Origin of the sequence: Clostridium sp. UBA5712, assembly GCF_002419845.1 — a bacterium.
Classification (GTDB): domain Bacteria; phylum Bacillota; class Clostridia; order Clostridiales; family Clostridiaceae; genus Clostridium_J; species Clostridium_J sulfidigenes.
On sequence record NZ_DIGW01000015.1, the window covers coordinates 331,499 to 356,889 of the forward strand.

A 25,391-nucleotide genomic window follows, 5' to 3' on the forward strand; every position below is an offset into this window, starting at 1 on the left:
TTTATGTCTTATTTACTCTTCCTCAAGCATTTTCAGTATTTTTGCAGTTATATGAGCATATTCCACATTTCCTCTATCTCTAGGTCTATCCATATTAACATCAATAATGCTTCTAATATTTCCAGGGTTTTTGCCCATTACTACAATTTTATCAGATAGATAAACAGCTTCATCTACTGAGTGGGTTACGAATAGAATTGTTTTCTTATTTTTCTCCCAAATATTCAAAAGCTCTCTTTGTAATATTATACGAGTATAGGCATCAAGTGCTCCGAAAGGTTCATCCATTAAAAGAACTTCAGGATTATTAGCCAGGGCTCTTGCTATTGCAACTCTTTGCTGCATTCCACCGGAAAGCTCATAAGGATATGCATTTTCGAATTCTTCCATATTTATTAGCTTCAAATATTTTCTTGCTTCTTCAAGTCTCTGTTTTTTAGGTGCTTTTTTAAACTCAGCACCTAGAGCAATATTATTTATAACGTTTTTCCACTGGAGTAGAGAATAATGTTGAAAAACCATACCAATCTCAAAGGATGGCTTAGTAATCTCTTTGCCCTTGAAAAATACATTTCCCTTTGTTGCTTTTTCTAAACTGGATATAATTCTAAGTAGGGTTGACTTTCCACATCCAGAGGGGCCTACAATAGATATAAAATCATTTTCTTGGACTGATAGGTTTATATCTTTTAAAGCATGTACCTCTAGTGAACCCCCTGTAATAAATGTTCTGCTAAGATTTGATATTTCAATATAATTTTCCATACTATCACCCCTATCTTACTTTACTTTGCCAGGAAAAGTATTTCTTTTCTACGATTCTATAAATTCCATCAAGGCTTGCTCCTACAGCACCAATACAAATCATTCCTGTGATAACCAAGTCAGTTCTGCCGAGTTCATAAGCATGGGTTATTAAATAACCAACACCTGATAAGCTACCTGGAAGCATTTCTGCAGATACTAGGCAGGACCAAGCAATTCCGAGGCCTGTCCTAAGTCCTGTTATAATAGTTGGGGCAGAGGCTGGTAGGAGAATTTTAAAGAATATATCCCTTTCTGAAGCTCCAAGAACCTTTGCAGATTCTACTAGCGTTTTGGGAACAGTTCTAACAGCAAATATAGTATTTGTAAGTACAGGGAAGAAGGTACCTAAGCCGATAATAAACATCATTGAGAACTTAAAGTTATTTAAAAAGGCTTGGAGTTCTCCGCCCTCTATTTTAAAAACTGTTGAAAAACTTGCTACACCAAACCACGCCAAAACTAAGGGTACCCATGCCAGTGGTGGTATAGGTCTAAATATATTAATAAAATTATTAAATAAATTATATACCCTTGCCTTATATCCCATTAACAGACCTAATGGAATGGCAATAAATACACCTACAATATATCCAAGAAGTACTCGAGTTAAACTAACTAAGACATTTACAGGTATTGATCCAAGGCCGATAAAATCGTTTGTGGCATGAGCAAAGTTATCTAAAACTGATACTATTCTTGGCAAAATTACAGCATTATTAATCCTAAAGGAGAGTATATGCCATAATAGTATAAATAGAATAGGCACTAATAACTTCCACAATATTTTTTTTAGATGTTTCAAACCTTTAACCTCCCTCTATAAAAAAGCTTCCTAGCATAAATTAGGAAGCTTTTCCATAATGATAATTCTATTCTAAAAATCTAAAATCAAAAACTAGTTTCTTGACTTTTTCAAAATCTAATCCCTTTAGTTGTCCATTAAATTTATCCATCTCATTAAGTTTTTCCACATATATTTCTATACCCTTATACCAATTTTCTGATGGAGCTGTGAAGTATTTTATCTCACATTTATTAATGGTTTCTTCTGATACACCAATAACTTCTGCCATAATCTTTGACACTTCTCCATGGTGTTCAGTACAATATTTTGCGTTTGCAGCTACAAGCTTTGTAAAAGCTTTAGTTACCTCAGGATAATCATTGATAGCTTTATCTGTAGCAGCAAATACACAACATGGGAAGTCATTCCATTGACCGTTTTCTGGGAAGTCCTTCAGATTTAATGCTATTTCACCTAAACCTTTTTCTTCTGCAGCTTCAGGATGGTGTGATGGCCCTACCCAAGCATCAACTTGCTTGCTAGTTAAAGATGGCAATAGATTGTTTGAACCTTTAAGATCAACTAAAAGAACATTTGCTGAAGTATCACTTGGATTTTCAGTTACCTTTAACCCTTGGGCTTTTAAAACTGATTCAATTACTATTCTAGGTCCACTTACTGGTGAATGATAGCCAAGTTTAAGTGGTTGTTTTAAATCTAATATGTGTTTTTTTATATCATCCCAATTCTTTAAATTAGTGTTTGGTGGAAATACTAAGGCAATTCCATCACTTTGGAAAGGTGCTGCAATTTTTAATTTAGCTCCATTGTCTACAGCAGTAAGGAAAGCTGTATTTGATCCAAATCCATAATCCACATGCCCTTGACTCATAAGATTAGCAGTTTCAGATCCACCTTTACTAGGAACAAAATTTAAGATAGCTATTTTCTTACCATTTTCTAATAATTCAAATTTATCCTTAGAAAGTGGATTGAAATATACTCCAGTTTCTTTAAATAGCTCAGGTTTTTTTGTAGCAACATTCATTATACCTGTATGTAATTCGTTTCCCCAGCTCATAGTAAGCTCTGGTACCTTTTCATCGGATTTAGAAGCTTCTTCAGTAGAGGCTGGTGAGCTTGTGTTCTTTGATGCTTTCTTTGAATCACATCCAAAAGCAAAAACAAGGATTGATAATGCTAATAATAAAATTAGTAATTTTTTCATAATATCCTCCTAAAAATAAATATTTACAAACAAGTAGAATTATATAAATATATAGCATTTAAGTCCAATTAAGTTTTTAGATAATAAAATCTTTATGTATTTGTTTTTATAATAGGTGAATCTGTAGTATGTATATTTAAACACTATTATTTAATTAACATTACTAATTACTTATATGAATTCAGCAACAAATATAAAATTAATCAATAGTAAGAACAATAAAAAATAAGCCAATGACATCATTAACGTCATTGGCTTACATTTTATTTATTACTTATTATTGGTTATAATATATTTTTTTATATCTTCAACATCTTTTTTTACTTCTTCTATTATCATTAACTTATCGGTTATTTTCGATATTATCTCTTGGTAGTTCTTTTCTCTTTCTTCTTGCTTTTCATCTCTTTTTTCTTGAGCTTTTAATATATAAAACAATAGAAATATGCTGAGAACTGCCCATATACCTTGCGATAGAGCCATTTTTAATATTTCAGCTTCCATTTGCTTTAGTATCCCCCCTTAACTTTAATCAAGATATTATTAAACTTTTACTCATGCTTAAAATATCCCTTATTACTATATATGCAGATGTGTTTATTAATGCAATCAGCTAAAGAAAGGCTCACCATAATCTTTTATGATGAGCCTTAAATATTATATTAAATTTCTACGTTGAATATCCAACCTTCTGGTGCTTCTATATCGCCAGCTTGAATTCCTAGTAAAGTTTCATAAAGTTTTCTAGTTACTGGGCCAACTTCTGTTTCGCTATGGAAAACGTGTTTGTTTTCTTTATGTTGGATTGCTCCGATTGGAGTGATTACAGCTGCAGTACCGCAAGCTCCAGCTTCTGCAAATTCACCTAAGTTATCTATTAATACGTCTCTTTCTTCTACCTTCATACCTAAGTTATGCTCAGCTAAGTATAATAGAGATCTCTTAGTTATACTTGGTAATATAGATGGAGATTTAGGTGTAACAAAGGTACCATCTTTAGTTATTCCAAAGAAGTTTGCAGCACCTACTTCTTCTATTTTTGTATGAGTTGCTGGATCTAAATAGATACAATCAGCAAAGCCTGCTTTAACAGCTTCTGCATGAGGTAATAAGCTTCCAGCATAGTTACCACCAACTTTAGCAGCACCAGTTCCCATAGGAGCAGCTCTGTCAAAGTCAGAAGTTATGAAGTTAACTGGAGCCATTCCACCTTTGAAGTATGGTCCAACTGGTGTAACAAAGATTCCAAATATATATTCCATAGCTGGACGAACACCTACATTGTCACCTACGCCTATTACGTAAGGTCTAAGATATAGTGTTGCTCCACTTCCATATGGTGGGATAAGTCTTTTATTTGCTTTAACAATTCTTCTGCAAGCATCTAAGAAGAATTCTACTGGTACTTCTGGCATTAAAACTCTTCTACAGCTTTCATTTAATCTTTTAGCATTTTGATCAGGTCTGAATAAGCATACTTTTCCATCTTTATGAGTATATGCTTTTAAACCTTCAAAACATTGTTGTCCATAATGCAAGCATGTTGAACCTTGGCTAATTGTTATTTTATCATCTTCAACTAAGTTTCCTTCATCCCATTGTCCATCTTTATAATGAGAAATAAAATTAAAATCTGCCTTTAGGTAATCAAACCCTAATTCTTTCCAATTGAATTCTTTTTCCATTACCAAATCTCCCCCTAATAAAATTAACTTTTTTATTTGATTTTTTAATGTGTAGTTAACATAATCCTTAATTTTCAATGAAATCGTATACTTGCAAATTGAACTATGTAAATGAAATCGTATACTTTTATATGTTTAAAAAATTTAGAATTATGTGCCTATAATACTATACTAACACTTTTAAATATTTTATCAATAATTTTTCATGATTATATTAATACTATATGTATATTAATGAAAGGAGAAATTAGAAATGAAAAAAAGATTAACCGTTGAAGGTATGACTTGTGGAAAGTGTGTTACCAATGTTAAAACAGCATTACAAGGAGTTCATGGGATTGATAATGTGGATGTACACCTAAAATCTCAAATAGTAGTGGTTGATGGAACAGATTCTGTTAATGATAAAGAAATGAAGTGTGCCATTGAAGATGCAGGTTATATAGTAGAAAAAATAGAGCAGGCTTAGCTTAAAAAAGTAATGGAATACCTTTTACCTTTAAAAATGCTTTTGCTTAAAGTTTAGCAAAAGCATTTTTTATTTAGCATATTCTTAATAAGTTAATATAAGGTATCTTAATTTAAAAGAAAGTTTTAACAGGCTTTACGTATTACTGCAACTTAACCTATAGACACATCAATTACTTTAGCTACATAATCATCCATACCTGACTTTGCTAGTATAGTGATAGACTGTGGCGAATTGCTTGAAATTTTAGCACTATAAGCTTCAGCACCATTTACATCTAATTGTTCGGCTCTATTTATAGTTATTTTATTTTTATCCGCAACCTTATAATCCTCAAGAATATCTGCAACTCGATTTTCTAAGTCTCCAGTAGGGCATTCAAGTATTTTTATTCTGTCAATTGCTCTTTCAAGGTTTTCCATAGGTTTTTTCCTCCATTATTTTATTAAAAAGTCTATTGTATTGTAAATCGTAATTAGTATTTCCTATAATGACTTGCTTTATCAATGAATTTAATCAAGGGAACATTCTTTAGAGTGGGTAAAATCTCTGGAATAAAATGTAAGGGGGGTCTGACCCCATTACAAAAATTACAATGTAAATAAAAAGGTATTATGGCATATATTGAAGAATAATATATCAGTATTATTTTAAGAAGACATGGAGGGATATTAATGTACAATCCAAATGAAATTAAAAGTTTTTATAACAACTATGGTGAGAGAGAATGGCAGAGGTTAGAGCTTACACCTTATGATAGGATTAATTATTATCTTCACATGGATTTTCTTAAGGACTATATAGGAGAAGGCAAAAAGGGTTTAGATGCTGGCTGTGGAGCAGGGAGATTTAGTATAGAATTAGCTAAACTAAAAAATAGAGTTACTTTATTTGATATATCTACAGAGCAGCTAAGAATTGCCGAAGATAAATTAAAGGAAAATAATTTGATGTCTTATGTAGATGGAATTATAAATGGAGATTTAGCGGATTTATCAATGCTTGAAGATAATACCTTTGATACGGTGATTTGTTATGGAGCGCCTCTTAATTATCTTTTAGGGAATGTGGAAAAGGCTGTTAGGGAGCTGGTTAGAGTTACGAAACCAGGTGGACAAGTTCTAGTTAGTGTAAATAGTAAATGGGGAGTGATAAGAACACAATTAGGTAGGGAAGATTTTGATTATGTATCCTTCTTTGGAAAACCTAATTATTGGTATATACCTGAAGTTGTGGAAATTGGTAATTTACCAAAACATGAGTTAGTGTCTCATCCTGAAAGACATTTCTTTGAAGCAGAAGAGTTAGAGGCTTTGCTATCAACTTGTGGATTAGAGAATATAACCCTAGGCGGAAGTCCTTGTATATCTAGTGGGTTTAGGAAAGCTGTAAATGACATTGAGAAGGATAAGATAGCTTGGGAGACTTTACTTGAAATGGAACTTAAGTCTTATTGTAAGAGAACTTTAGCTGATAACGGAGAGTTTTTATTAGCTAGAGGTGTTAAGATGGAATAAAATGTAATGGGGTCAGACCCCAAGGAAATTATTATAAGTACTTTATGGTCTTGATTATTTTTTTAGGCCTTTGAAGAAAGATTTACTTAGAGGTTTTCCTATAGGCTTAGGAGCTGCGTTGGGTTGGTTTTTGATAGAAACTAGATTTTTTGTAGGGAAAATGGAATAGAATATTATAAGAGGTTGAGTTTTCACTCAATCTCTTATTTGTTATATATTTTTGAGTAAAGAAAATTAATTAAATTTATATTATGTTGCTTATTGATTTTAATATTATTTAGGTTATAATTAATATTATTAAACATAATATGAAAGGAAGGTTAAAATGGATATTGATAAAATACCACAATGGATACTTGCTTTAGAGCAAGAAGATGCAGGTTTTTTGAAAAATTTTGTGCTGAAATCTGGATCTTTAAAAGATATTGCAAAAATGTATGAAGTATCTTATCCTACTGTGAGATTGAGATTGGATAAACTGATTCAAAAAATTGAACTAAATGATAAGAAAGAAGAAGAGCCATTCCAAATATTTATTAAAGGATTGGCAGTGGATTCTAAGCTTGATTTGGAAACTGCAAAGTTAATTATTGACAAGTATAAGAAATGTTTGAAAGGAGAATAACCATGTCAGATATAAGTACTATTATTATTGCATTTGTAGTTGCAGGTGCACTCTTAGGAGTTGAATATTTTCTTGGTAAACAAAAGAACTGTTTATTAGGAGGGATTATACCTTTAATATCAGTGATTTTTGCAATATGTGTGTTTAGATTTACAAAACTAACACTTAGCTTTAGAAATTTATTTCCATTTCTCATATTAACTAATATGTTTTTGGCAGAATGGGAATATGGACGTAAGAGATACAAAAAAGAAAAAGAAGCTGAACTGGATAAAATGAAAGCTCAAGATATAAATTAATTATATTAAACCAGGGGTATAACCCTATGGTTATTTACATATGGTAGAAAAAAATATATAATTTAGATAGTTATAAATATAGTAAGGGAGTAAAAGTAATGTTAGATCAACGTGGTTTGAAGTCCGTAAGAAATTTTTCAGTATGTATGTTGTTAATAAGCATTGTAATTAATATAGTACTTGTACTTCGGCATTTTGGGTATGATGTTAATATGATTCAAGATTTAGGATATGAAATTAGTATAATCGAAAAAATAAATATAAAAAATTATGTTGAATTTTTCACTTTGCCTTTTGTGGCTACTGCTATTGCAAGTGCAATAAATAGAGCTAAGGATTTATCTCAAGAGGCTAAGGATGAGATGAGATCTAAAATGAAATTAATGAAATCAGGTACTATTTTCTTCATTTTATATATTCTTTTTTCTGCACTTATAATAAAGAAGTCATATTTTATTGTTGCCGCTTTTATAATGCTAGGAATTTATGTGAACCTAATATTTATTACAGAGAAAATTATAGTCTTAGGGTTGAATGACTATCAAATGAAGTGGCGAGCAGCAGTAAACGGTACGGACTATCCCGTGGAAGGTAGTAGTATATTTTGGAGATTTAAACCTTGGTTTATGCCTTTTGAAAGGGTGCCATTTAATAAAAGGAGTCTTGGATTATATAATATTGTTGTTATGGTTATATTTACATATACCCTAATAGAAAGTAAAATATCGGATATATTTGAGGTTATATTTTTTATAATTGTTCTTAGAGAAATCTTTTCTCTTATAGAGTATATCTTAGGATTATATACATCTTTAATAGGTGTATGCACTGGGGTGACAGAATCACAGGAGAGCAGAAATGGAAGCCAGTATTGGACTGTATATGTTACTGACTTTAAAAATAAAAGAGAAATTGCCTATAGAACTTATAATTATCCTTTTATCTCTCGAGGAGAAGAGGCTAAAGTTGTTCATGGCATGTTCTCTAAACGAGTAGTTCTCATTAATGGAAGAACAATTTAAAATTTATGGCTTTTGTAAGTTATAAAAGGTTGAGCATGTACTTAATAATTATAAGGACATGCTCAACCTTTGTTTAAATAAATTTATTACTTTAAATTCCTTGTGTTTTTTAGAATAGTTTTTTAAAGCAACTTTTACATATTAGAGTTTTTCCTTTATTGCAGGACATGATATTATCTTTGGAAACTTCCTTTAGACAAAGTTCACAGATTTGTTTAGAGCCTTTACTGGAAGATAGATTGTTATCTCCAGGGGAAAACTCTTTGCATAAACCTGAGGCACTATAGCTATCTAAGGTTTTATTTTTTTTGTTACTAGGAGGTTCATAATTTATTATGGGCTGTTTTTCTTCTAGCTTAACTATTTTATAATCCATGGCATAGGAACTTTCCCCAAAGAGTTCAAGTTCAAATCTTGGATTTTCTTTATCGTAAAATTCTTCTATAATAAGTCTTCTTACTTGGGCATCATTTATTATAAGGCCACTTTTTTCAACACCATCTAAAATACTTTTTGTTATGTTATTTGTGTCTGGATGACGTTTTTCACTTTTATAATAAACCTTAAGGACAGCTATAAGTGCCTCTGTTAAGGTTACACTTGGATTTTGAACCCTACATTCGTAGGCTATTTCTTCCTCGTATAGTGCATATCTATCATGATATTTTCCAGAGTTATATGGTAAAATAGCTCTGTTACTGCTATTGAAAAGTTTAAAGTTAGATTTAGAAATTGGTGATCCCTTTACCACAACTTTAGCATAGTTAATATCTTTCATTTTAATTCCTCTTTCTATGATTGTGTGATTAATTGTTTAAATAAATAACTTTAGTAAGTATATTATAACACAGGAACTTATGTTTGAACGAAATAATAATACTTTAGGTAAAGGTCAGATTATTTTATATAATTTTAAATAGTATTCCTGCAATACCTGAGAGTATCATCGCTTCCATTGGATTTACTTTAGTTTTTCTAAGTAGAAAGAGGCAGACTACAAAAATAATTATAGATTTTATTTGAAGACTCATTTCTACCAAATTCCATGTTGAAGTTCCTAGGAAGGAAAGCATTAGTATAGTACCAGCAGAAGAAGCAATAAGTCCTATGGAAGCTGAACGAAGTCCTTTTAAAATATTTGAAATATTTTTTGATTTAGTATGATTTTGAAAAAAATTATACAAAAAAAGTGAGATGAAAAAGCCTGAAATAATACATCCTAAGGTAGCTACAAGGGCACCGAAAATCCCATTAATTTGAATTCCTACAAAGGTGGAAGTATTAATGGCTAAGGGACCAGGAGTCATTTGAGATATAGTAATAATATCCGTGAACTCTTGCATAGTAAGCCAGGCATGTTTCTCTACTACTTGCGCTTGGATTAAGGGAATAGTTGCATATCCACCGCCTATACTAAAGAAGCCTATTTGTAAAAAGCTAAGAAAAAGTTTAAAAATATAGTTATACATAAACCTTCCTCCTAAAATTTGTTTTTAAAAATGAGACAAAGGATAATGCAACTTACTAGAATAATCATAACGTTTATATTAAAAATAAAACTAGCTATGAAAACTACAGGAATCATTAAAGAGAGTAAAGCATTTTTTTCTTTTGTAACAGTCTGAATCATGGTTACTACTAAATCTACAATCAAAGCGGCAACTCCCGCTTCCATTCCCTTTAATATAGATGAAATAGTGGCATTATCACGGAAAAAGCTATAGCAGGTAGAAATTAAAGATAGTATTATAAGTGGAGGAAGTACAGCAGAAATACAGCTGATAACAGCACCTAAAAAGCCAGCTATGCGATATCCAGATAATACTGATAGATTTACAGCTATGGCTCCAGGAGAAGACTGAGCTATTGCTGCCATATCTAGTAACTCTTCCTCACCAAAGTATTGTTTTTTCTCGACAAAGTATTTACGAATCATAGGAATTACTACATAACCTCCTCCAAAGGTAAAGGCACTAATGAAGAAGTTAACTCCAAAAAGCCAAAGGCAAGTTTTATATTTTGAATTCTTATTTAAATAATTCATGGAACCCTCCTTTCTCTAAGTTATACAATTATATTACTTGTACATAGATAAATAAAATGATAATATTTTATGAAATACATTACTAAAAAGTAATGTAAAGGAGTGAGATTTATAATGAACTTGAGGCAGATGTATATTTTTAAAGAGGTATGTGAAGAGTTGAGCTTTACGAAGACAGCAAAAAAATTATATATGACTCAACCAGCGATTTCACATGTTATAAGTGATTTAGAAGCGGAGATAGGTGGAAAACTTTTTGAACGAATTGGGAGAAAAATTCATCTTACAGGAACTGGTGAAATACTACTACATAAAGTGGTGCGAATAATTGAACTTCATGAGGAGTTAGAGAATGGTTTTAAATATCAAGAGGAATTAGTAACTATTCGAATTGGATCTAGCATTACTATAGCTAATTTCTGGCTTCAGGAATGGATTAAAGAGTGGAGGCGAAAGTATGGAAGAACACCATTAAAGATTCAAGTGGATAGTGCTACTAATATTGAAGAAAAATTATTAAGTAATGAAATAGATATTGCACTAATGGAGGGAGCTATTCATAATAAACAATTGATTAGTCATGAGGTTTCTTCTTATGAAATGTCAGTGATATGTTCCTCTAATCATGATTTTGTTAAAAATGGAAGGTTAGAAATCGCGGCGGAAGAGTTTGCTGCACAACCACTACTACTTAGGGAAAAGGGATCTGCAATAAGAGATACCCTTGATAGTGCTTTATTACTTAAGCATATTTATGTGGATCCTATGATGACAAGTGTAAATTCACAAGCACTTATTCAAGCTGTAAAGTATGATTTTGGAATAAGTGTTATTCCAGATTTGCTGGTTATGCAGCAAGTTAAAGAAGGAGATATAGCAAAATTATCAATTAAGGATATTAGGCTTTTCAATTATAACTCAATTTGTTATCATCGAGACAAGTATCTATCCAAACCAATGCAGTGGTTCATTGATTGTTGTATAAGAATTAAGTAAAACATGTGTAATTACTCTTTAAAAAATGATAAAATGTATGAAGTAATCACATTTGTTGATATAATTGTATAAATGTGTGGATATATTATTTTAGCATGTGGATAAGTTTAAGTTAGTACCTTAAGGGTAAACTGTTAATATAAACTTTCATAGTGTGTAAATTATTTAAAAGTAGGTGAAAAATATGAAAGAAGCAAATGAAGTAAAGGAAAATTTTAAAATACTTGCTATAGAGTCAAGTTGTGATGAAACAGCAGCTTCAGTAGTAGTGAATGGAATAGAAGTTTTATCTAATGTTATAGCTTCTCAAATTGATATACACAAAAAATTTGGTGGAGTTGTGCCAGAGGTAGCTTCAAGAATGCATATAGAGGCTATTAGTGCTGTGGTGGAAGAAGCACTTAGAGAAGCAAACCTAACTTTTCAAGATATAGATGCAGTGGGCGTTACCTATGGACCAGGACTTGTGGGAGCTTTACTTGTGGGGCTTCAATATGCTAAGGCTTTGGCTTATGGATTAAATATTCCTCTTATAGGAGTGAATCATATTGAAGGGCATATAAGTGCTAATTTTATTGAACATAAGGATCTAAAACCACCTTTTATTACTTTAGTAGTATCAGGAGGACATACCTTTATTGTTCATATGAAGGATTATGGCAGTTTTGAGGTTCTAGGAGAAACTAGAGATGATGCAGCAGGGGAAGCTTATGATAAAGTGGCTAGAGCTATTGGACTTGGATATCCTGGTGGACCTAAAATTGATAAGATTGCAAAAGAAGGAAATGAGGACGCAATTAAGTTTCCAAGGGCAAATTTCCACGATAAGACACTAGATTTCTCCTTTAGTGGAGTTAAATCAGCTGTACTTAACTACTTAAACTCTCTTCAAATGAAGGGTGAGAGCTATAATCAAGCTGATGTAGCTGCTTCCTTCCAAAAGGCTGTGGTAGATGTACTAGTAGATAATGCTATGAAGGCTTGCAAAGAGAAACAAGTAGATAAAATAGCTATATCTGGGGGAGTTGCATCTAATTCTTATCTTAGAGCAAAGCTTATGGAAAGAGGAGAAAAGGAAGGGATAAAAGTTCTATTCCCAGCACCAATTTTATGTACAGATAATGCAGCTATGATTGGAAGTGCTGCTTATTACGAGTATAAAGGTGGTAGAATTGCAAATTTAACACTAAATGCAGTACCAAACTTGAAGTTAGGACAAAGATAGGCTTAAAGATTTAAATTTAGGATTTCAAATGTTGAACCGTATCGTAAGTAAGTGAGGTTTTTACTAAATAGAAACTAATGAATAATTAGTATTTAGAGTTTAAAATTTAGTAAATATATAAATCAATAGTTAGGAGAAAAGAGATGAAAAACTTGACACAAAAACTAGTTATTGCATTAAGCTCCAAGCAAAGACTGTAATAACACAGAACATATTTTGTTAGGAGCTGTTTTAAAAGAGAGATTTAATCAAAATAGTTTTGTGCAGTTTTTGCTTTAATATTTTTAAAAATATAAATATTAAATAGGAGCAAAGACTATGAAGTATAAAAATGCACAAAAGATATTACCTAAGGAAATTATTAAGATAATTCAACAGTATGTTGATGGAAGTTATTTATATATACCTAGAAAAAATGAAAATAGAAAAAGTTGGGGAGAGAATAGTGGGTTTAAAAATGAACTAATAGAAAGAAATACACAAATTTACAATTCATTTAATAATGGAAGTTCAGTTAAGGAATTAGCAAATAAATATTATCTTACTCAAAATAGTATTAGGAAAATTATTAGGGAATATAAAATGTATTATAAATAAAGCATGAGAGCATGTATGCTTATGGTTAGTATGTGGGAATAAATAATACATAAATATTTATAGACTAACTACATGTTTTAAATACATGATACTATTTAAGTGACTAGATTATTATTAGGAGTGATTAACATGAGTAAGATAAATATATTAGAAGTGTCTTTCAAATTTGGTGACAAAAACGATACTATTTACCCTGTAATGTTAGAAGATGAAAATGAGATGGTATTAATAGATTGTGGATATCCTGATTTTCTCAGATTGATAGAGGATGTTGCAATAAATAATGGAGTTAATATAAAAAATTTATCTAAAATAATTATAACTCATCATGATTTTGACCATATGGGAGCGTTAGCAGAATTTAAGAGACAATATCCTAGTATACAGATATTGGCATCTGAAGAAGATGCACCATATATTAATGCTAGTAAAAAATCGTTAAGACTACAACAAGCTGAAAGTATATATGATTCTTTAACAGAAAAGGAAAAAGAGCAAGCTAATTATTTTCATAAAATCCTTGAAACAGTAGAAAGTTGTAATGTAGATGTAACATTAAAAGATAAAGATTATTTAGAGTTTTGTGGAGGAATTGAAATAATAGCTACACCTGGACATATGCCAGGTCACATATCTATTTATCACAAAGAAAGTAAATCATTAATAACTGGAGATGCTTTGGTTGTAGAAAATGGAAATTTAGATATTGCACTACCTCAGTATACTTTAGACATAGAAGAGGCTAAAAGGTCTATTAAAAAGTTTTTAGATTATGATATTGATAGAATAATATGTTATCATGGTGGAATATATGAAAATGAGATAACAAAAACACTTAAAAACATTTAATATTAAAAAATAAAGATTAGAAGGTTTATTTTGTTTTAGGGATATTGGATAAAATTTATATATAAACTATGAATCTTAAAAAAGTGCTAATCTTGCGAGGATAGAGCACTTTTTTTGCTTTTAACTTCTATATAAAGACCAAGGAATCTAATCTTAATTCTTATATGATGTATAAAAAGATTATGTTTTAGAATAATCTAATTACATAAATAACTGATATACACTTTATCAAAGTATCGAACATATCCAATACCACACGCTAAGTAAAGAATTGTAATCTATGATTTGGTGTGAATCACTTACTCCTATGAACGTATGTGAATAGTGAGCTTCCGCTATGTAGAATATATACACAAGAATAGAATGTAAAAACTACATTTGCTTGTGATACGGAAGCCGTACCATAAATGACGTAGACTCTTTCGAGTACCTGAAATACCTTAGTGAAAACACTTAAAATTAGATAGCAAAATACAGGAAGAGTTATACTTTTAGTAATGCTAGAATCAAAATATAAAATAAACTTTTACGAGGAGTGGAATTATAATTATGAGTAAAATTGGTATTACTAATTGCTATAACGAAAGTAAGGAATGTACTAGCTGCGGGTGTTTTAAAGCCTTTAATGAAAGAGTAGCAGCTTTTGAGAATTATGTAAATGCTTTTAGGAGATGGTAGTTATACAAGGAAACATAGTAATATCTGAAGATGAGAAATGGAATGCAGTAATAAGTTGTAATAAGTATTATGATGGGTTATTTTACTATGCTGTGAAAACAACAGGTATTTGTTGCAGACCTTCATGTAAAGCTAAGACACCATTGAAAGAGAATATACTGTTTTTTAATAGTGTAGATGATGCTATCAAAGAAGGTTTCAGACCATGTAAATTATGTAGGCCTGATATAAAGGAACATAATTTTGAACCGAATAGAGAATTAATTGAAAAAGTAAAGGAAAAGTTAATCCAGAATTATAATAAACCAATTAAATTCAGGTTTATTTCAAAGGAATTTGGTGTTAGTATTAGTCATTTAACAAGATTATTTAAAGAATATACAGGACTAACACCTAACGAATATGTATCACAAATAAGAATAAATAAAGCGATGCAGCTTCTAAGTAAAAGTAATGATACTATTTTAGAGATTGCATACGATGTAGGATTTAAAAGTCTTTCTAATTTTTATAAATGTTTTAAACAAAATGCAGGTATTGCTCCTAAGGAGTATAGAAAAAGAAATAGTATAAATGAGATAAAAGTATAACGGATGATAAAAATTTTATTAGGAGGTGTTTGTATGATTAAAAAATATTATGGTTATTATAATTCGCCTATTGGAATATTAGAAATAATTTGCTCTGAAGATTCAATACTATCAGTTATGTTTGTGGAGCAAGAAAAGTCCGTGATGAATAAAGGAAATGAAATATTAGAAAATACTATTGCTCAGTTAAATGAATACTTTAATGGAAGTAGAAAAGCATTCGATTTAAAGGTTTCATTAAATGGTACTGATTTTCAAAAGAATGTATGGAATGAATTATTGAAGATTTCTTATGGGGAAACCTTATCCTATAAGAGCTTAGCGATTAGGGTAGGAAATGAAAAAAGTGTTAGGGCAGTGGGAAGTGCAAATAGTAGAAATAAAATATGGATAATAGTACCTTGTCATAGGGTTATTGGAACTAATGGAAGTTTAACTGGATATGCTGGTGGCATAGATAGAAAGCAATGGCTTTTAAACCATGAGAAGAATATACTATCGATTTAGAAATATTAGAAAGAAAAGTAAGGTGAGCAATAAATGTATAAAATTCTAATAGTAGAAGATGATTTGATAATTGCTAAAACAGTGAAGAACCACATAAGGTCTTGGGGATTTGAGGCAGAATGTGTGACTGATTTTAAGGATGTACTTGCTGCATTTGTTTCCTATAGTCCGCAGCTTGTTCTTTTAGATATTACCTTGCCATTTTTTAATGGCTACCATTGGTGTAGTGAGATTAGAAAGGTTTCTAAGGTTCCTATTATTTTTATTTCATCAGCCTCAGATAGTATGAACATAGTTATGGCTATGAATATGGGGGGAGACGATTTTATTGCAAAGCCTTTTGACCTTAATGTGCTGACTGCAAAGGTACAGGCTTTATTACGTCGAACCTATGATTTTACAGGACAGACTAACTTGCTTGAGCATAAAGGTTCAATACTTAATATAAGTGATGCTACCTTAAATTATCACGACAGAAAAATTGAGCTTTCAAAGAATGAAAACAAGATACTGCAGATTCTTCTCGAAAATAAAGGCAAGGCTGTGTCTCGGGATACCATTATGACAAGGCTTTGGGAAACTGACAGCTATATCGATGACAATACCTTAACCGTTAATATAACAAGACTTCGCAAAAAGCTGCAGGAGGTAGGACTGTCTGATTTTATTACGACCAAAAAAGGTATAGGGTATATGGTGGAATGATATGAAGAAAACAGAGGTTTTTAAGTTTGTGATTTCCTATTTTAAAATGCGTGTTAAAGGAATTATTCTATTAGGTTTGTTTTGTATCACCTTTGCACTTGTATTTTCTTTATATAATCTTCCTGTAGAGCCAGTAGTTTATGCTAGTGTACTATGTGCATGCACAGGTATTATATTCCTTATAATAGATTTTATAAGGTTATATAATAGACATAAATTGCTTCAAGACTTAAAAAGCAACATTACCTTAAGCTTTGATAAACTCCCTGAGCCTAAAGACATAATTGAAAAGGACTATAAGGATCTGCTTACTATCCTCTATAGCAATAATATTCAGATCGCCCATAGTGCAGATATGAGCCGAAGTAATTTAATAGACTACTATACTTTATGGGCGCATCAAATTAAAGTACCTATTTCAGCAATGAGTCTAATTCTTCAGTGGTCGGAAAGTGAGCTAAACTCAGAGCTTTCTATGGAGCTTTTTAAGATTGAGCAGTATGTAGAGTTTGTGCTGCAGTATCTAAGGCTTGAGAGCATGTCTTCTGACCTTGTGTTAAAAAAATACAGTCTCGATGATATAGTAAAGCAGGCAGTACGAAAATATGCAAGGATGTTTGTAAGAAAGAAAATTAAGTTAGATTTTGAAGAATTAAGCTGTGAGGTTTTAACGGATGAAAAGTGGCTGGTATTTGTCATTGAGCAGATTCTATCAAACGCATTGAAGTATACTAAAGAGGGAACTATTTCAATATACATGGATAATTACAGTGAAAAGACTCTTGTCATAGAAGATACGGGTATTGGCATAAGGGAAGAAGACATAAATCGTATATGTGAAAGAGGTTTTACAGGCTATAATGGTCGATGGGATAAAAAGTCTACAGGCCTTGGATTATATTTATGTAAGCAGATTTTAAGTAAGCTATCTCACAGCATAGCTATAGACTCCAGGGTTGATGAAGGGACAAAAGTAATGATCAATCTGGCAACAATTGAAGTGCAAATAGAATAAGATTTTGATGCAGCCTTACAACTGTGTAAGGTTAAAGGAAGAAATGTAAGCCAAAGTTAAGGCATACATTTCTTCCTTTTGTTATACTGAACATGATAAGAAGTTAGGATATAACAGTACTAAATAAACTTTACGGGTATATTAAGTTAAAAGTGCCTAAAAGGGAACGAGTAAAGCAGACTATTCAGTGTTTAGAGTGAAAGGAGAAAATTATGTCAATATTAGAAGTAAAAAAACTTAAAAAAACATATATCAGCCGTTTTGGTACAAACCATGTTCAGGCTTTATCCGATGTGTCCTTTTCAGTTGAAAAGGGTGAGTACTTAGCTATCATGGGGGAGTCTGGATCAGGTAAGACTACCCTTTTAAATATTATTGCAGCTCTAGATAAGCCCTCAAACGGCGAGGTAGTGCTGAGTGGTATAAGCAGTATGAATCTTAAGGAAAAGGAAATTTCTAAGTTTCGTCGTGATAATTTAGGCTTTGTGTTTCAAGACTTTAATCTTCTTGATACCTTTTCTTTGCAGGATAATATATTTTTGCCCCTTGTTTTATCTGGTAAGTCCTTTAATGAAATGAATAATCGTTTAAAACCTATTGCAAAGAAACTTGGAATAGATGATATTTTGCAAAAATATCCTTACGAGGTTTCAGGAGGTCAAAAGCAGAGAGCTGCCGTTGCTAGGGCATTAATTACTAATCCTCAGCTTATTCTTGCAGACGAGCCTACTGGAGCATTGGATTCTCATTCAAGTGATGAGCTTCTTCACCTGTTTAATGATATTAATAAAGAAGGAGAAACCATAATAATGGTTACTCACAGCACTAAAGCAGCCAGCCATGCAAGTCGCGTGCTTTTTATAAAGGATGGAGAGGTGTTTCATCAGCTATATAGAGCTTCCATGTCACAAGAAGAAATGTATCAAAAAATTTCCGATACACTTACTATAATTGCTACAGGCGGTGTAAAAAATGAGTAAGATGTTCTATCAAAAGCTGGCTGTAAATAACATTAAAAAGAATGGAAAGACATATTTTCCATATATACTAACTTGTATAAGCACTATTGCTATGTTTTATATTATGCATTTTATATCAGTAAATGATGGACTAAACAGTATGTCTGGGGGAAGGGAACTTAAAATAATACTCAATTTAGGTACTTATGTTATTGGTTTTTTCTCAGTGGTTTTTCTTTTTTATACTAACAGCTTTCTTATAAAGAGGCGTAAAAAAGAGCTGGGTTTATATAATATTTTGGGTATGGAGAAAAAGCATATTGCTAAATTGTTGCTTTGGGAAACCCTTTTCGTGGCAATTATAAGCATGATATTGGGACTGATATCTGGAATTGCAGTAAGCAAGCTTATGTTTTTAATACTTCTTAAGATTTTAAACTTTAAGGTTACAATGGGATTTGTTATATCAACTAACTCCATAGTTAAAACAGTTATTCTCTTTGGCTTTATTTTTGTTTTAACTCTTATAAATAATATGAGGCAAATTCATCTTGCAAAACCTGTTGAGCTTCTTAAGGGTGGTCAAGTTGGTGAAAAGGAGCCAAAAACAAAGTGGATTCTTACTTTAATTGGAATTCTCAGCCTTGGAGCAGGCTACTATATTGCCTTAACTACAGAATCACCTCTAGCTGCACTTAATATGTTCTTTCTGGCAGCAATTCTTGTTATGATAGGAACTTGGGCTTTATTTACTGCAGGAAGTATTGCCCTTTTAAAAATCCTTAGAAAAAATAAGAAGTTTTATTATAAGACCAATCATTTTATAAATGTGTCTGGAATGATTTATCGTATGAAACAGAATGCAGTAGGGCTCGCTAACATTTGTATTCTTTCAACTACTGTTTTAGTGATGTTATCTACAACAGTGTCGCTGTATATTGGTATGGAGGATGTGCTTAGAACAAGATATCCAAGAGATATTTCAATAAGCGCAAAAAATATATCAAAAGAAAAGGCAGAAATGATTAATAATATTATAAAAGAGCAATCAGACAAAGATAATATTACTTTGAAAAATATAGTTAAATACCGATCTTCATCTCTAGCTATGATACAAGATAAGAATTATTTCACAGATAATGGCAGTGATTTGGACGCAAACAATTTAGGCTTCATAGAGTTTGTACCACTAAGTGAATATAATGACTTGGAAAATAAATCTATTACTTTAAAGGAAAATGAAGTGCTGCTCTTTACTTATAGAGGAGAAATAGCCGAAGACAGCATTAATATTTTAGGCAATGAGTTTAAAATAAAAGAACGTATAAATAGCATGACAGTGGATGGAATAGCCTCCGCAGTAGTTACTAATGGCTACTTTATTATCGTACCTGATGAAAAGACAATTGAAAAAATATATGCTTCTAGCACTCAGGATGATGGCAAAATGGAGGATTTATCTTATTACTTTTCCTTTGATACTGATGATAATGCGGAAAATGAAATTGCTTTAACTAATGAAATTAATAGCAAAATAAAGCAATTATCTATTGATGCACGTTGTGAAGGCTTGGAAGAATCCAGAGAATCCTTCTTTTCTCTATACGGAGGACTTTTCTTCTTGGGGATATTCCTTGGAGCACTATTTATTATGGCTACGGTGCTTATTATATACTACAAGCAGATTTCAGAAGGCTATGATGATAAGGAGCGCTTTGAAATTATGAAGAAGGTTGGCATGAGCAAAGAAGAGATTAAAAAATCAATTGGTAACCAAGTGCTTATGGTGTTCTTCCTGCCAGTTGTAACAGCAATTATTCATATTGCCTTTGCCTTCAAGGTTATCGTGAAGCTTCTTGCAGTATTAAATCTTACTAATGTTACATTGTTTGCAATCTGCACAGCAGGAACAATTTTTGTCTTTGCTATTTTCTATGCTATTGTTTATTTTCTCACTTCACGAGTTTATTATAAAATTGTCAGCTGATTTGATTTTTAGTTAACTTGCTTATTAGATATATTATAATAGGAAGTTAAGTGGGGAAATATTAGATGCAGCTAAAAAAGTCAAGAATTAATAACTATGAAGGATTTGGCATACAGAACCAAAGTTATAAGTATTAAAGTAGATACTCAAAAAATAAACTTCAATTAAATAATTTTAAGTTAAAAATCGCGTAATTCAAGAAAGTGAATTATGCGATTTTTCGTAATACTACTAACGGATGTACTAAAAGTATTATCATCTGCAACTGATACGGAGAACTGTATCACAAATAAGTGAGTAAAGAGTTGATATGTAAAGTTAAAATGTGTTAAGTAATCAAATTCACCATATAAAAATGATATTACAAACAGTAATAAATAGTGAAATTACTATATTCTACTTATATTCTATATACTCTACCTTTGGTGGGTTTGAATATAGTAGCTTTTGGATTATCATATTATTAAAGGGAGGTGTTATTATGGATACACAAAAAATTGGACGATTTATAACAGAAGCTAGAAAAAATAAAAAAATGACTCAAGCAGAGTTTGGAGAATATCTGAATGTAACTGATAAAGCAGTTTCAAAGTGGGAATGTGGTAAGTGTATGCCCGATAGTTCATTATTTGAAGAAATAAGTAAAGTGTTGGAGGTTTCAGTTAATGAATTGCTAAAGGGTGAATTTATTGAACAGGAAAATGAAGAGGTGGAGAATAATAAAAATACAATTTTATTACTTAGTGAAATTCAAAAGCTAAAAAGAAATGAATCATTAGTTGGGGGATTATGTGCATTATTGATATCATTTATTACAGTAATTTATTCTGGAATATATAAACCAGGTATAAAAGCTTATGAACAATTTTTTGCTGGATTTATTAAAGCTATCAGTGCAGGTTGTCTTGTTATAGGAATACTTCTTATATTTAATGTATGGGTAAAGTACTCAATAAGAAATTCAAATAAAGATAAGAGATAATCGTATTTAAAATAATATATAAGAAGTTAAAGGTTTGAGAAAATAAAGTTTTGACAGGTAGGCTTTAAAATAAGTCTACCTTATCTTCCATGAATAAACCTTTATTTTACAATAACTCATTTATTTGGTACTATATTAGTGTATAAGTTACAAGTCATCTTCAAAAAATAAATAAGTCAGAATGTTCGTCTATTTTGTGTTATACTGCGTCAACAGAACCCTTAGATAGTGCTACTATCTGCGGAACCTGTTTCCTTGGCTAACTCAAAATATACTTTCCATCTTTGACTTATTATTTATTTTCAGATGCCTAAACAAAATATTAATTTTGCACATGTTGTGTTTTGAGGTGGAAAAGCTTATGGAGAATTTAGAGAGTATAATATCAATTAAAGATCTTAAAATGAACTTTGGAGATAAACGTGTCTTAAATGGAATAAATTTAGAGATACAGAGAGGACAAATAATAGGATATATAGGAACTAATGGTGCTGGTAAGAGTACAACTATAAAAATAATGCTTGGTATAATAGAAGGATATACAGGACAGGTAAAAATATTAGGACAAGATATAAGTAATGGAAGTGTAGAGTACAAGAAGAAAATTGGATATGTTCCAGAGCTTGCTGATATATATGAAAATTTAACTGCATTTGAATATATAAGCTTTTTAGGTGGAGTATATGGCATAGATCAAGATACCCTTATTAAAAAAGCAAAAAAGCTTATGAAGTTATTTACAATTGAAGGAGCTATAAACTCAAGAATATCTTCATATTCAAAAGGAATGAAGCAAAAGCTACTAATAATATGTAGTTTAATTCATAATCCAGATATATTATTTTTTGATGAGCCTTTAAGTGGACTAGATGCTAATAGTGTAATGATATTTAAAGAAGTTATGAGTAGTCTTGCAAAGGAAGGAAAAACTATATTTTATTCTTCACACATAATGGATGTTGTGGAGAAGGTAAGTGATAGAATTGTACTTATTGATAATGGAACAATAGCTGCAGATGGAAGTTTTGAGGAGCTTAAAAATAGTGAAAAGGAAAGCTCTTTAGAAGAAGTATTCAATGAATTAACAGGATTTAATGAACATGGACAAATTGCTAAAGAGTTTGTGTCTTTAGTTCAAGAGGTATAGCTATGAATGAATTTACCATATTAAGACTATTAGATAAATTTAAAGCCCTGTATAAAAAAGCTGGTGTTAATTATGATATTATGCGAATGATTTTGCAAATAAAATTAACTATGGATGGACGCAGAGTAAGTACTGTTTTGACAAATAATAATAAGTCTTCCGAAAATAAAGATAAGAATAATTATAAGCAACTACTTCTTTTTAACGGATTTTTAAGCATTTTTATTGGAATGTTAATGTTAGCTGATATGCCAGCTTTAAAAAATATAAATATTATTATAGGTGTAAATCTATTTATGATGGTATCACTTATGATATCAGATTTTTCAGCTGTTTTATTAGATGTAAAGGAAAAAAACATACTATTACCAAAGCCTGTAAATAGTAGAACCTTTAATGCGGCAAAGCTTACTCATATATGTATGTATCTACTTGGTATATCTTTGTCTCTTAATTTAATGCCTTTAATTTTTGGAACAGTAAAATATGGAGTGATATTTTTACCAGTATTTTTTTTGGAAAATATACTAATAGCTTTATTAGTTGTAGTAATAACAGCATTTTTATATACTTTAGTTTTAAAGTTCTTTGATGGAGAAAAGCTAAAGGATATTATAAATTACTTTCAAATATTATTAGCATTTTTATTTACTTTTGGGTATCAGTTATTTAATAGATTTTTTACTACTATAGATATTACGGCTATCTATGTACCTAAGCTTTGGCATAGTTTAGTTCCATCTATGTGGTTTGCAGCTCCTTTTGGAATATTAATAGATGGAAATAGAAATCCTTTTTTAATATTTTTATCTGTAATGGCAATATTAGCTCCAGTAATACTAATTATCCTTTATGTTAAGAAGGTAGTACCATATTTTGAAAAGAACCTTCAAAAACTAAATGATAATGGGGGAGCTATAAGAGGTGGAGATAAAATAAGAAAAGATTTTATAGCGGGAATAATTTGCAAAGATAAAGTTGAAAAAAGCATGTTTACATTTACTAAAAATATGATATCTACAGAAAGAAACTTTAAACTTAAGGTATATCCTTCTCTTTCAATGGCTGTATTTATGCCAGTTTTATTTATTTTTACAGATAGAGATAAATCCTTTATTGAAACTATTCAAACAAGCTATGGTGGAAAAGTACATTTATTAATGTATTTAACTGTATTAATGCTATGCTTCTGCACTGCTTATATAAACAATAGTGATAATTATAAAGGTGCATTTATATATAAGGTATTACCAATAAAAGATCCAGGAGTAATATTAAAAGGAGCAATAAAAGGAACCTTATTTAAATTAGTTATACCAGTTTATTTATTTACGGCTATAGTGTTTTTAATATTAAAGGGACCATCAATAATCTTAGACTTAATTGTAATGTTTTTAGTCCTTTTAATATCATCATTAGTTTATTTTAAACTGTCAAATAAGATGATGCCTTTTAGTGTGAAATTTGCTTCAACTGATAGTGGTAAGCTTATAGGCCCAGGGGCGATTACATTTGTGCTTATTGGGATATTTGCTGCAATACACATAATAATTAGAAATAATATTACCTTTATAGGAGCATTTATAGCAACTCTTTTTGTAATTAATATAATTATTTGGAAAATTAGCTTTAAAATAAGTTGGAAAGATATAGGGATATAATATTGACTCTCACATGGTGTTAGGCATTATTCTAAAGATGTCATTCGAATGGCAGTAATTTATAGGAGTTGATTTTATGTTCAAGATTGGAGATTTTTCTAAGTTGACCAGGGTATCTGTCCGTATGCTCAGATATTATGATGAAGTTGGACTTTTTAAGCCTTCTAAAATTGATGACTTCACAGGTTATAGATATTATTCGGCAAAACAGATTTCAGATATTAACCTAATAGTATCATTGAGAGATATGGGTTTTAATGTGGCTGATATAGCAGTATGTATGAAGGAAAAGTCTGAGGAAAAGCTAGAAGATATTTTAAAAGTGAAAGGTGAAGAAATTAAGGATAATATAAGAGCTGAGGAAATAAGACTTGAAAAAATCAACTCCGCCATTAAGGATATGAAAAAGGAGAGGGTTAATATGAGTTACAATGTTACATTAAAATCAATACCTAGTTACAAGGTTATTTCTTTGAGGGATACTATACCAGCTTATAATGCAGAAGGCATGCTTTGGGAAAGGTTAGATAAATACATTGTATCAAAAAACATTCATTGCAACGACATTGCTTATGCTACTTATCACGATGAGGACTATAAAGAAGGTGAAGTTGATGTAGAGGTAGTAATGGGCGTTGACAAGCTTATTGAGAATGAAAATGAGTTTATATTCAAGGAAACTGAAGTAGTGGAGAAAGCTGTTAGTATATTAGTTCCAGGAGATTATTCTAATTTAGCACCAGCATACAACTTTTTAGGAAATTGGATTGAGGAAAATGGATATAGTATAGGAGGAAATCCACGCCAAGTTGCTATAAAAGGACCTTGGAATGAAAGGAATACAGAGGATTATTTGAGTGAAATACAGATACCAGTAAAAAAATAAAGAAGCTTAAAAAAATGGCTGTACATGATGATTTAGTTATCATTATGTGCAGCCACTTTATTTAAATTAGAAAAAATTTAGAAGCCTTTAATAATTTGTGGATATAAATTGTTTTTGACTAAAAAGT

29 protein-coding genes are annotated in these 25,391 nt (G+C 30.9%); 20 read left to right on the forward strand and 9 right to left on the reverse strand.

All coding sequences use genetic code 11. From position 1 onward, the window contains the following. Window positions 1–12: 12 nt before the first annotated feature. The 5 genes from B3B03_RS14280 to B3B03_RS14300 all read right to left on the reverse strand — a co-directional run bounded on the left by B3B03_RS14280 (window position 13) and on the right by B3B03_RS14300 (window position 4,504). Window positions 13–765, reverse strand: coding sequence for an ABC transporter ATP-binding protein (locus tag B3B03_RS14280; RefSeq protein WP_346877664.1), 753 nt, complete (start codon window positions 763–765; stop codon window positions 13–15). Between the two features lie 10 nt (window positions 766–775). Continuing rightward, window positions 776–1,609, reverse strand: a complete 834-nt coding sequence (locus B3B03_RS14285) for an ABC transporter permease (protein ID WP_346877665.1) — start codon at window positions 1,607–1,609, stop codon at window positions 776–778. Between the two features lie 67 nt (window positions 1,610–1,676). Beyond that, window positions 1,677–2,819: an ABC transporter substrate-binding protein gene (locus B3B03_RS14290; RefSeq protein ID WP_346877666.1), complete on the reverse strand. Its 1,143-nt coding sequence runs from the start codon at window positions 2,817–2,819 to the stop codon at window positions 1,677–1,679. 270 nt (window positions 2,820–3,089) lie between these two features. Further along, entirely contained in the window at window positions 3,090–3,323 is a 234-nt protein-coding gene (locus tag B3B03_RS14295; protein WP_346877667.1) for a BhlA/UviB family holin-like peptide, read from the reverse strand. A 158-nt stretch (window positions 3,324–3,481) separates the two neighbouring features. Beyond that, on the reverse strand, window positions 3,482–4,504 hold the full coding sequence (locus B3B03_RS14300; protein WP_346877668.1) for a branched-chain amino acid aminotransferase: 1,023 nt from the start codon (window positions 4,502–4,504) through the stop codon (window positions 3,482–3,484). Window positions 4,505–4,757: 253 nt separating this feature from the next. On the opposite strand from B3B03_RS14300, the gene B3B03_RS14305 reads away from it, so the two are divergent. Then, window positions 4,758–4,973, forward strand: coding sequence for a cation transporter (locus B3B03_RS14305; RefSeq protein ID WP_150844596.1), 216 nt, complete (start codon window positions 4,758–4,760; stop codon window positions 4,971–4,973). A 152-nt stretch (window positions 4,974–5,125) separates the two neighbouring features. Here the strand turns inward: B3B03_RS14305 and B3B03_RS14310 are convergent, their stop codons facing one another. Then, the gene (locus tag B3B03_RS14310; RefSeq protein ID WP_035130968.1) at window positions 5,126–5,395 is read right to left on the reverse strand and encodes a hypothetical protein; all 270 of its coding nucleotides are present in this window, start codon (window positions 5,393–5,395) and stop codon (window positions 5,126–5,128) included. 252 nt (window positions 5,396–5,647) lie between these two features. Here B3B03_RS14310 and B3B03_RS14315 point away from each other — a divergent pair, with 252 nt between their 5' ends. The 4 genes from B3B03_RS14315 (at window position 5,648) to B3B03_RS14330 (ending at window position 8,436) form a co-directional block, all read left to right on the forward strand. Next, window positions 5,648–6,490 (forward strand): class I SAM-dependent methyltransferase, encoded by an 843-nt coding sequence (locus tag B3B03_RS14315; protein WP_346877669.1) that lies wholly within the window; start codon window positions 5,648–5,650, stop codon window positions 6,488–6,490. 325 nt (window positions 6,491–6,815) lie between these two features. Continuing rightward, window positions 6,816–7,115, forward strand: a complete 300-nt coding sequence (locus B3B03_RS14320) for a DUF2089 family protein (RefSeq protein ID WP_346847137.1) — start codon at window positions 6,816–6,818, stop codon at window positions 7,113–7,115. A 2-nt stretch (window positions 7,116–7,117) separates the two neighbouring features. Beyond that, the gene (locus B3B03_RS14325) at window positions 7,118–7,414 is read left to right on the forward strand and encodes a hypothetical protein (protein WP_346847138.1); all 297 of its coding nucleotides are present in this window, start codon (window positions 7,118–7,120) and stop codon (window positions 7,412–7,414) included. Window positions 7,415–7,512: 98 nt separating this feature from the next. Continuing rightward, window positions 7,513–8,436: a hypothetical protein gene (locus tag B3B03_RS14330; RefSeq protein ID WP_346877670.1), complete on the forward strand. Its 924-nt coding sequence runs from the start codon at window positions 7,513–7,515 to the stop codon at window positions 8,434–8,436. Between the two features lie 109 nt (window positions 8,437–8,545). Here B3B03_RS14330 and B3B03_RS14335 read toward each other — a convergent pair whose 3' ends face one another. The 3 genes from B3B03_RS14335 to B3B03_RS14345 form a co-directional block, all read right to left on the reverse strand. After that, entirely contained in the window at window positions 8,546–9,214 is a 669-nt protein-coding gene (locus B3B03_RS14335) for a RusA family crossover junction endodeoxyribonuclease (protein WP_035130962.1), read from the reverse strand. A gap of 124 nt (window positions 9,215–9,338) precedes the next feature. Next, on the reverse strand, window positions 9,339–9,905 hold the full coding sequence (locus tag B3B03_RS14340) for a chromate transporter (protein ID WP_346847140.1): 567 nt from the start codon (window positions 9,903–9,905) through the stop codon (window positions 9,339–9,341). An 11-nt stretch (window positions 9,906–9,916) separates the two neighbouring features. Continuing rightward, window positions 9,917–10,480, reverse strand: coding sequence for a chromate transporter (locus tag B3B03_RS14345; RefSeq protein ID WP_346847141.1), 564 nt, complete (start codon window positions 10,478–10,480; stop codon window positions 9,917–9,919). A gap of 114 nt (window positions 10,481–10,594) precedes the next feature. Between B3B03_RS14345 and B3B03_RS14350 the strand changes: the two genes are divergently transcribed. From B3B03_RS14350 to B3B03_RS14420, 15 genes are all read left to right on the forward strand, one after another. Then, window positions 10,595–11,476, forward strand: coding sequence for a LysR family transcriptional regulator (locus tag B3B03_RS14350; RefSeq protein WP_346877671.1), 882 nt, complete (start codon window positions 10,595–10,597; stop codon window positions 11,474–11,476). A 184-nt stretch (window positions 11,477–11,660) separates the two neighbouring features. Next, window positions 11,661–12,701 (forward strand): tRNA (adenosine(37)-N6)-threonylcarbamoyltransferase complex transferase subunit TsaD, encoded by a 1,041-nt coding sequence (gene tsaD, locus B3B03_RS14355; RefSeq protein WP_346877672.1) that lies wholly within the window; start codon window positions 11,661–11,663, stop codon window positions 12,699–12,701. Window positions 12,702–13,019: 318 nt separating this feature from the next. Further along, on the forward strand, window positions 13,020–13,298 hold the full coding sequence (locus B3B03_RS14360) for a CD3324 family protein (protein WP_346847144.1): 279 nt from the start codon (window positions 13,020–13,022) through the stop codon (window positions 13,296–13,298). Window positions 13,299–13,427: 129 nt separating this feature from the next. Beyond that, complete coding sequence (locus B3B03_RS14365) at window positions 13,428–14,147, forward strand: MBL fold metallo-hydrolase (protein ID WP_346877673.1); 720 nt, start codon at window positions 13,428–13,430, stop codon at window positions 14,145–14,147. Window positions 14,148–14,696: 549 nt separating this feature from the next. Continuing rightward, window positions 14,697–14,825, forward strand: coding sequence for a CGGC domain-containing protein (locus B3B03_RS14370; RefSeq protein WP_346847146.1), 129 nt, complete (start codon window positions 14,697–14,699; stop codon window positions 14,823–14,825). Further along, window positions 14,819–15,415, forward strand: a complete 597-nt coding sequence (locus B3B03_RS14375; RefSeq protein ID WP_346877674.1) for a bifunctional transcriptional activator/DNA repair enzyme AdaA — start codon at window positions 14,819–14,821, stop codon at window positions 15,413–15,415. Before B3B03_RS14370 ends, B3B03_RS14375 begins: the two co-directional genes overlap by 7 nt. Before the next feature lie 33 nt (window positions 15,416–15,448). Next, window positions 15,449–15,922, forward strand: coding sequence for a methylated-DNA--[protein]-cysteine S-methyltransferase (locus tag B3B03_RS14380; protein WP_346877675.1), 474 nt, complete (start codon window positions 15,449–15,451; stop codon window positions 15,920–15,922). 33 nt (window positions 15,923–15,955) lie between these two features. Further along, entirely contained in the window at window positions 15,956–16,627 is a 672-nt protein-coding gene (locus tag B3B03_RS14385; protein ID WP_346877676.1) for a response regulator transcription factor, read from the forward strand. Between the two features lies 1 nt (window position 16,628). Continuing rightward, window positions 16,629–17,642, forward strand: coding sequence for a sensor histidine kinase (locus B3B03_RS14390; protein WP_346877677.1), 1,014 nt, complete (start codon window positions 16,629–16,631; stop codon window positions 17,640–17,642). A 212-nt stretch (window positions 17,643–17,854) separates the two neighbouring features. Then, window positions 17,855–18,622: an ABC transporter ATP-binding protein gene (locus B3B03_RS14395; RefSeq protein ID WP_346877678.1), complete on the forward strand. Its 768-nt coding sequence runs from the start codon at window positions 17,855–17,857 to the stop codon at window positions 18,620–18,622. Next, window positions 18,615–20,588, forward strand: coding sequence for an ABC transporter permease (locus B3B03_RS14400; RefSeq protein ID WP_346877679.1), 1,974 nt, complete (start codon window positions 18,615–18,617; stop codon window positions 20,586–20,588). Before B3B03_RS14395 ends, B3B03_RS14400 begins: the two co-directional genes overlap by 8 nt. Before the next feature lie 481 nt (window positions 20,589–21,069). Next, window positions 21,070–21,570 (forward strand): helix-turn-helix transcriptional regulator, encoded by a 501-nt coding sequence (locus B3B03_RS14405; RefSeq protein WP_312654316.1) that lies wholly within the window; start codon window positions 21,070–21,072, stop codon window positions 21,568–21,570. A gap of 361 nt (window positions 21,571–21,931) precedes the next feature. Continuing rightward, window positions 21,932–22,717, forward strand: a complete 786-nt coding sequence (locus B3B03_RS14410; protein WP_346877680.1) for an ABC transporter ATP-binding protein — start codon at window positions 21,932–21,934, stop codon at window positions 22,715–22,717. Window positions 22,718–22,719: 2 nt separating this feature from the next. Then, window positions 22,720–24,378, forward strand: a complete 1,659-nt coding sequence (locus tag B3B03_RS14415; protein ID WP_346877681.1) for a hypothetical protein — start codon at window positions 22,720–22,722, stop codon at window positions 24,376–24,378. A 76-nt stretch (window positions 24,379–24,454) separates the two neighbouring features. Continuing rightward, complete coding sequence (locus B3B03_RS14420) at window positions 24,455–25,264, forward strand: MerR family transcriptional regulator (RefSeq protein ID WP_346877682.1); 810 nt, start codon at window positions 24,455–24,457, stop codon at window positions 25,262–25,264. Window positions 25,265–25,391: the final 127 nt, after the last annotated feature.

Excerpts from the sequence above, each read along its gene's own strand:
- tsaD (WP_346877672.1), top strand. The coding sequence starts at position 11,661 with ATGAAAGAAGCAAATGAAGTAAAGGAAAATTTTAAAATACTTGCTATA.
- B3B03_RS14380 (WP_346877675.1), top strand. The coding sequence starts at position 15,449 with ATGATTAAAAAATATTATGGTTATTATAATTCGCCTATTGGAATATTA.
- B3B03_RS14410 (WP_346877680.1), top strand. The coding sequence starts at position 21,932 with ATGGAGAATTTAGAGAGTATAATATCAATTAAAGATCTTAAAATGAAC.
- B3B03_RS14345 (WP_346847141.1), bottom strand. The coding sequence starts at position 10,480 with ATGAATTATTTAAATAAGAATTCAAAATATAAAACTTGCCTTTGGCTT.
- B3B03_RS14335 (WP_035130962.1), bottom strand. The coding sequence starts at position 9,214 with ATGAAAGATATTAACTATGCTAAAGTTGTGGTAAAGGGATCACCAATT.
- B3B03_RS14300 (WP_346877668.1), bottom strand. The coding sequence starts at position 4,504 with ATGGAAAAAGAATTCAATTGGAAAGAATTAGGGTTTGATTACCTAAAG.
- B3B03_RS14400 (WP_346877679.1), top strand. The coding sequence starts at position 18,615 with ATGAGTAAGATGTTCTATCAAAAGCTGGCTGTAAATAACATTAAAAAG.
- B3B03_RS14330 (WP_346877670.1), top strand. The coding sequence starts at position 7,513 with ATGTTAGATCAACGTGGTTTGAAGTCCGTAAGAAATTTTTCAGTATGT.
- B3B03_RS14370 (WP_346847146.1), top strand. The coding sequence starts at position 14,697 with ATGAGTAAAATTGGTATTACTAATTGCTATAACGAAAGTAAGGAATGT.
- B3B03_RS14405 (WP_312654316.1), top strand. The coding sequence starts at position 21,070 with ATGGATACACAAAAAATTGGACGATTTATAACAGAAGCTAGAAAAAAT.
- B3B03_RS14325 (WP_346847138.1), top strand. The coding sequence starts at position 7,118 with ATGTCAGATATAAGTACTATTATTATTGCATTTGTAGTTGCAGGTGCA.
- B3B03_RS14365 (WP_346877673.1), top strand. The coding sequence starts at position 13,428 with ATGAGTAAGATAAATATATTAGAAGTGTCTTTCAAATTTGGTGACAAA.
- B3B03_RS14395 (WP_346877678.1), top strand. The coding sequence starts at position 17,855 with ATGTCAATATTAGAAGTAAAAAAACTTAAAAAAACATATATCAGCCGT.
- B3B03_RS14375 (WP_346877674.1), top strand. The coding sequence starts at position 14,819 with ATGGTAGTTATACAAGGAAACATAGTAATATCTGAAGATGAGAAATGG.
- B3B03_RS14340 (WP_346847140.1), bottom strand. The coding sequence starts at position 9,905 with ATGTATAACTATATTTTTAAACTTTTTCTTAGCTTTTTACAAATAGGC.
- B3B03_RS14315 (WP_346877669.1), top strand. The coding sequence starts at position 5,648 with ATGTACAATCCAAATGAAATTAAAAGTTTTTATAACAACTATGGTGAG.
- B3B03_RS14280 (WP_346877664.1), bottom strand. The coding sequence starts at position 765 with ATGGAAAATTATATTGAAATATCAAATCTTAGCAGAACATTTATTACA.
- B3B03_RS14415 (WP_346877681.1), top strand. The coding sequence starts at position 22,720 with ATGAATGAATTTACCATATTAAGACTATTAGATAAATTTAAAGCCCTG.
- B3B03_RS14390 (WP_346877677.1), top strand. The coding sequence starts at position 16,629 with ATGAAGAAAACAGAGGTTTTTAAGTTTGTGATTTCCTATTTTAAAATG.
- B3B03_RS14420 (WP_346877682.1), top strand. The coding sequence starts at position 24,455 with ATGTTCAAGATTGGAGATTTTTCTAAGTTGACCAGGGTATCTGTCCGT.
- B3B03_RS14350 (WP_346877671.1), top strand. The coding sequence starts at position 10,595 with ATGAACTTGAGGCAGATGTATATTTTTAAAGAGGTATGTGAAGAGTTG.
- B3B03_RS14360 (WP_346847144.1), top strand. The coding sequence starts at position 13,020 with ATGAAGTATAAAAATGCACAAAAGATATTACCTAAGGAAATTATTAAG.
- B3B03_RS14385 (WP_346877676.1), top strand. The coding sequence starts at position 15,956 with ATGTATAAAATTCTAATAGTAGAAGATGATTTGATAATTGCTAAAACA.
- B3B03_RS14305 (WP_150844596.1), top strand. The coding sequence starts at position 4,758 with ATGAAAAAAAGATTAACCGTTGAAGGTATGACTTGTGGAAAGTGTGTT.
- B3B03_RS14295 (WP_346877667.1), bottom strand. The coding sequence starts at position 3,323 with ATGGAAGCTGAAATATTAAAAATGGCTCTATCGCAAGGTATATGGGCA.
- B3B03_RS14310 (WP_035130968.1), bottom strand. The coding sequence starts at position 5,395 with ATGGAAAACCTTGAAAGAGCAATTGACAGAATAAAAATACTTGAATGC.
- B3B03_RS14320 (WP_346847137.1), top strand. The coding sequence starts at position 6,816 with ATGGATATTGATAAAATACCACAATGGATACTTGCTTTAGAGCAAGAA.
- B3B03_RS14290 (WP_346877666.1), bottom strand. The coding sequence starts at position 2,819 with ATGAAAAAATTACTAATTTTATTATTAGCATTATCAATCCTTGTTTTT.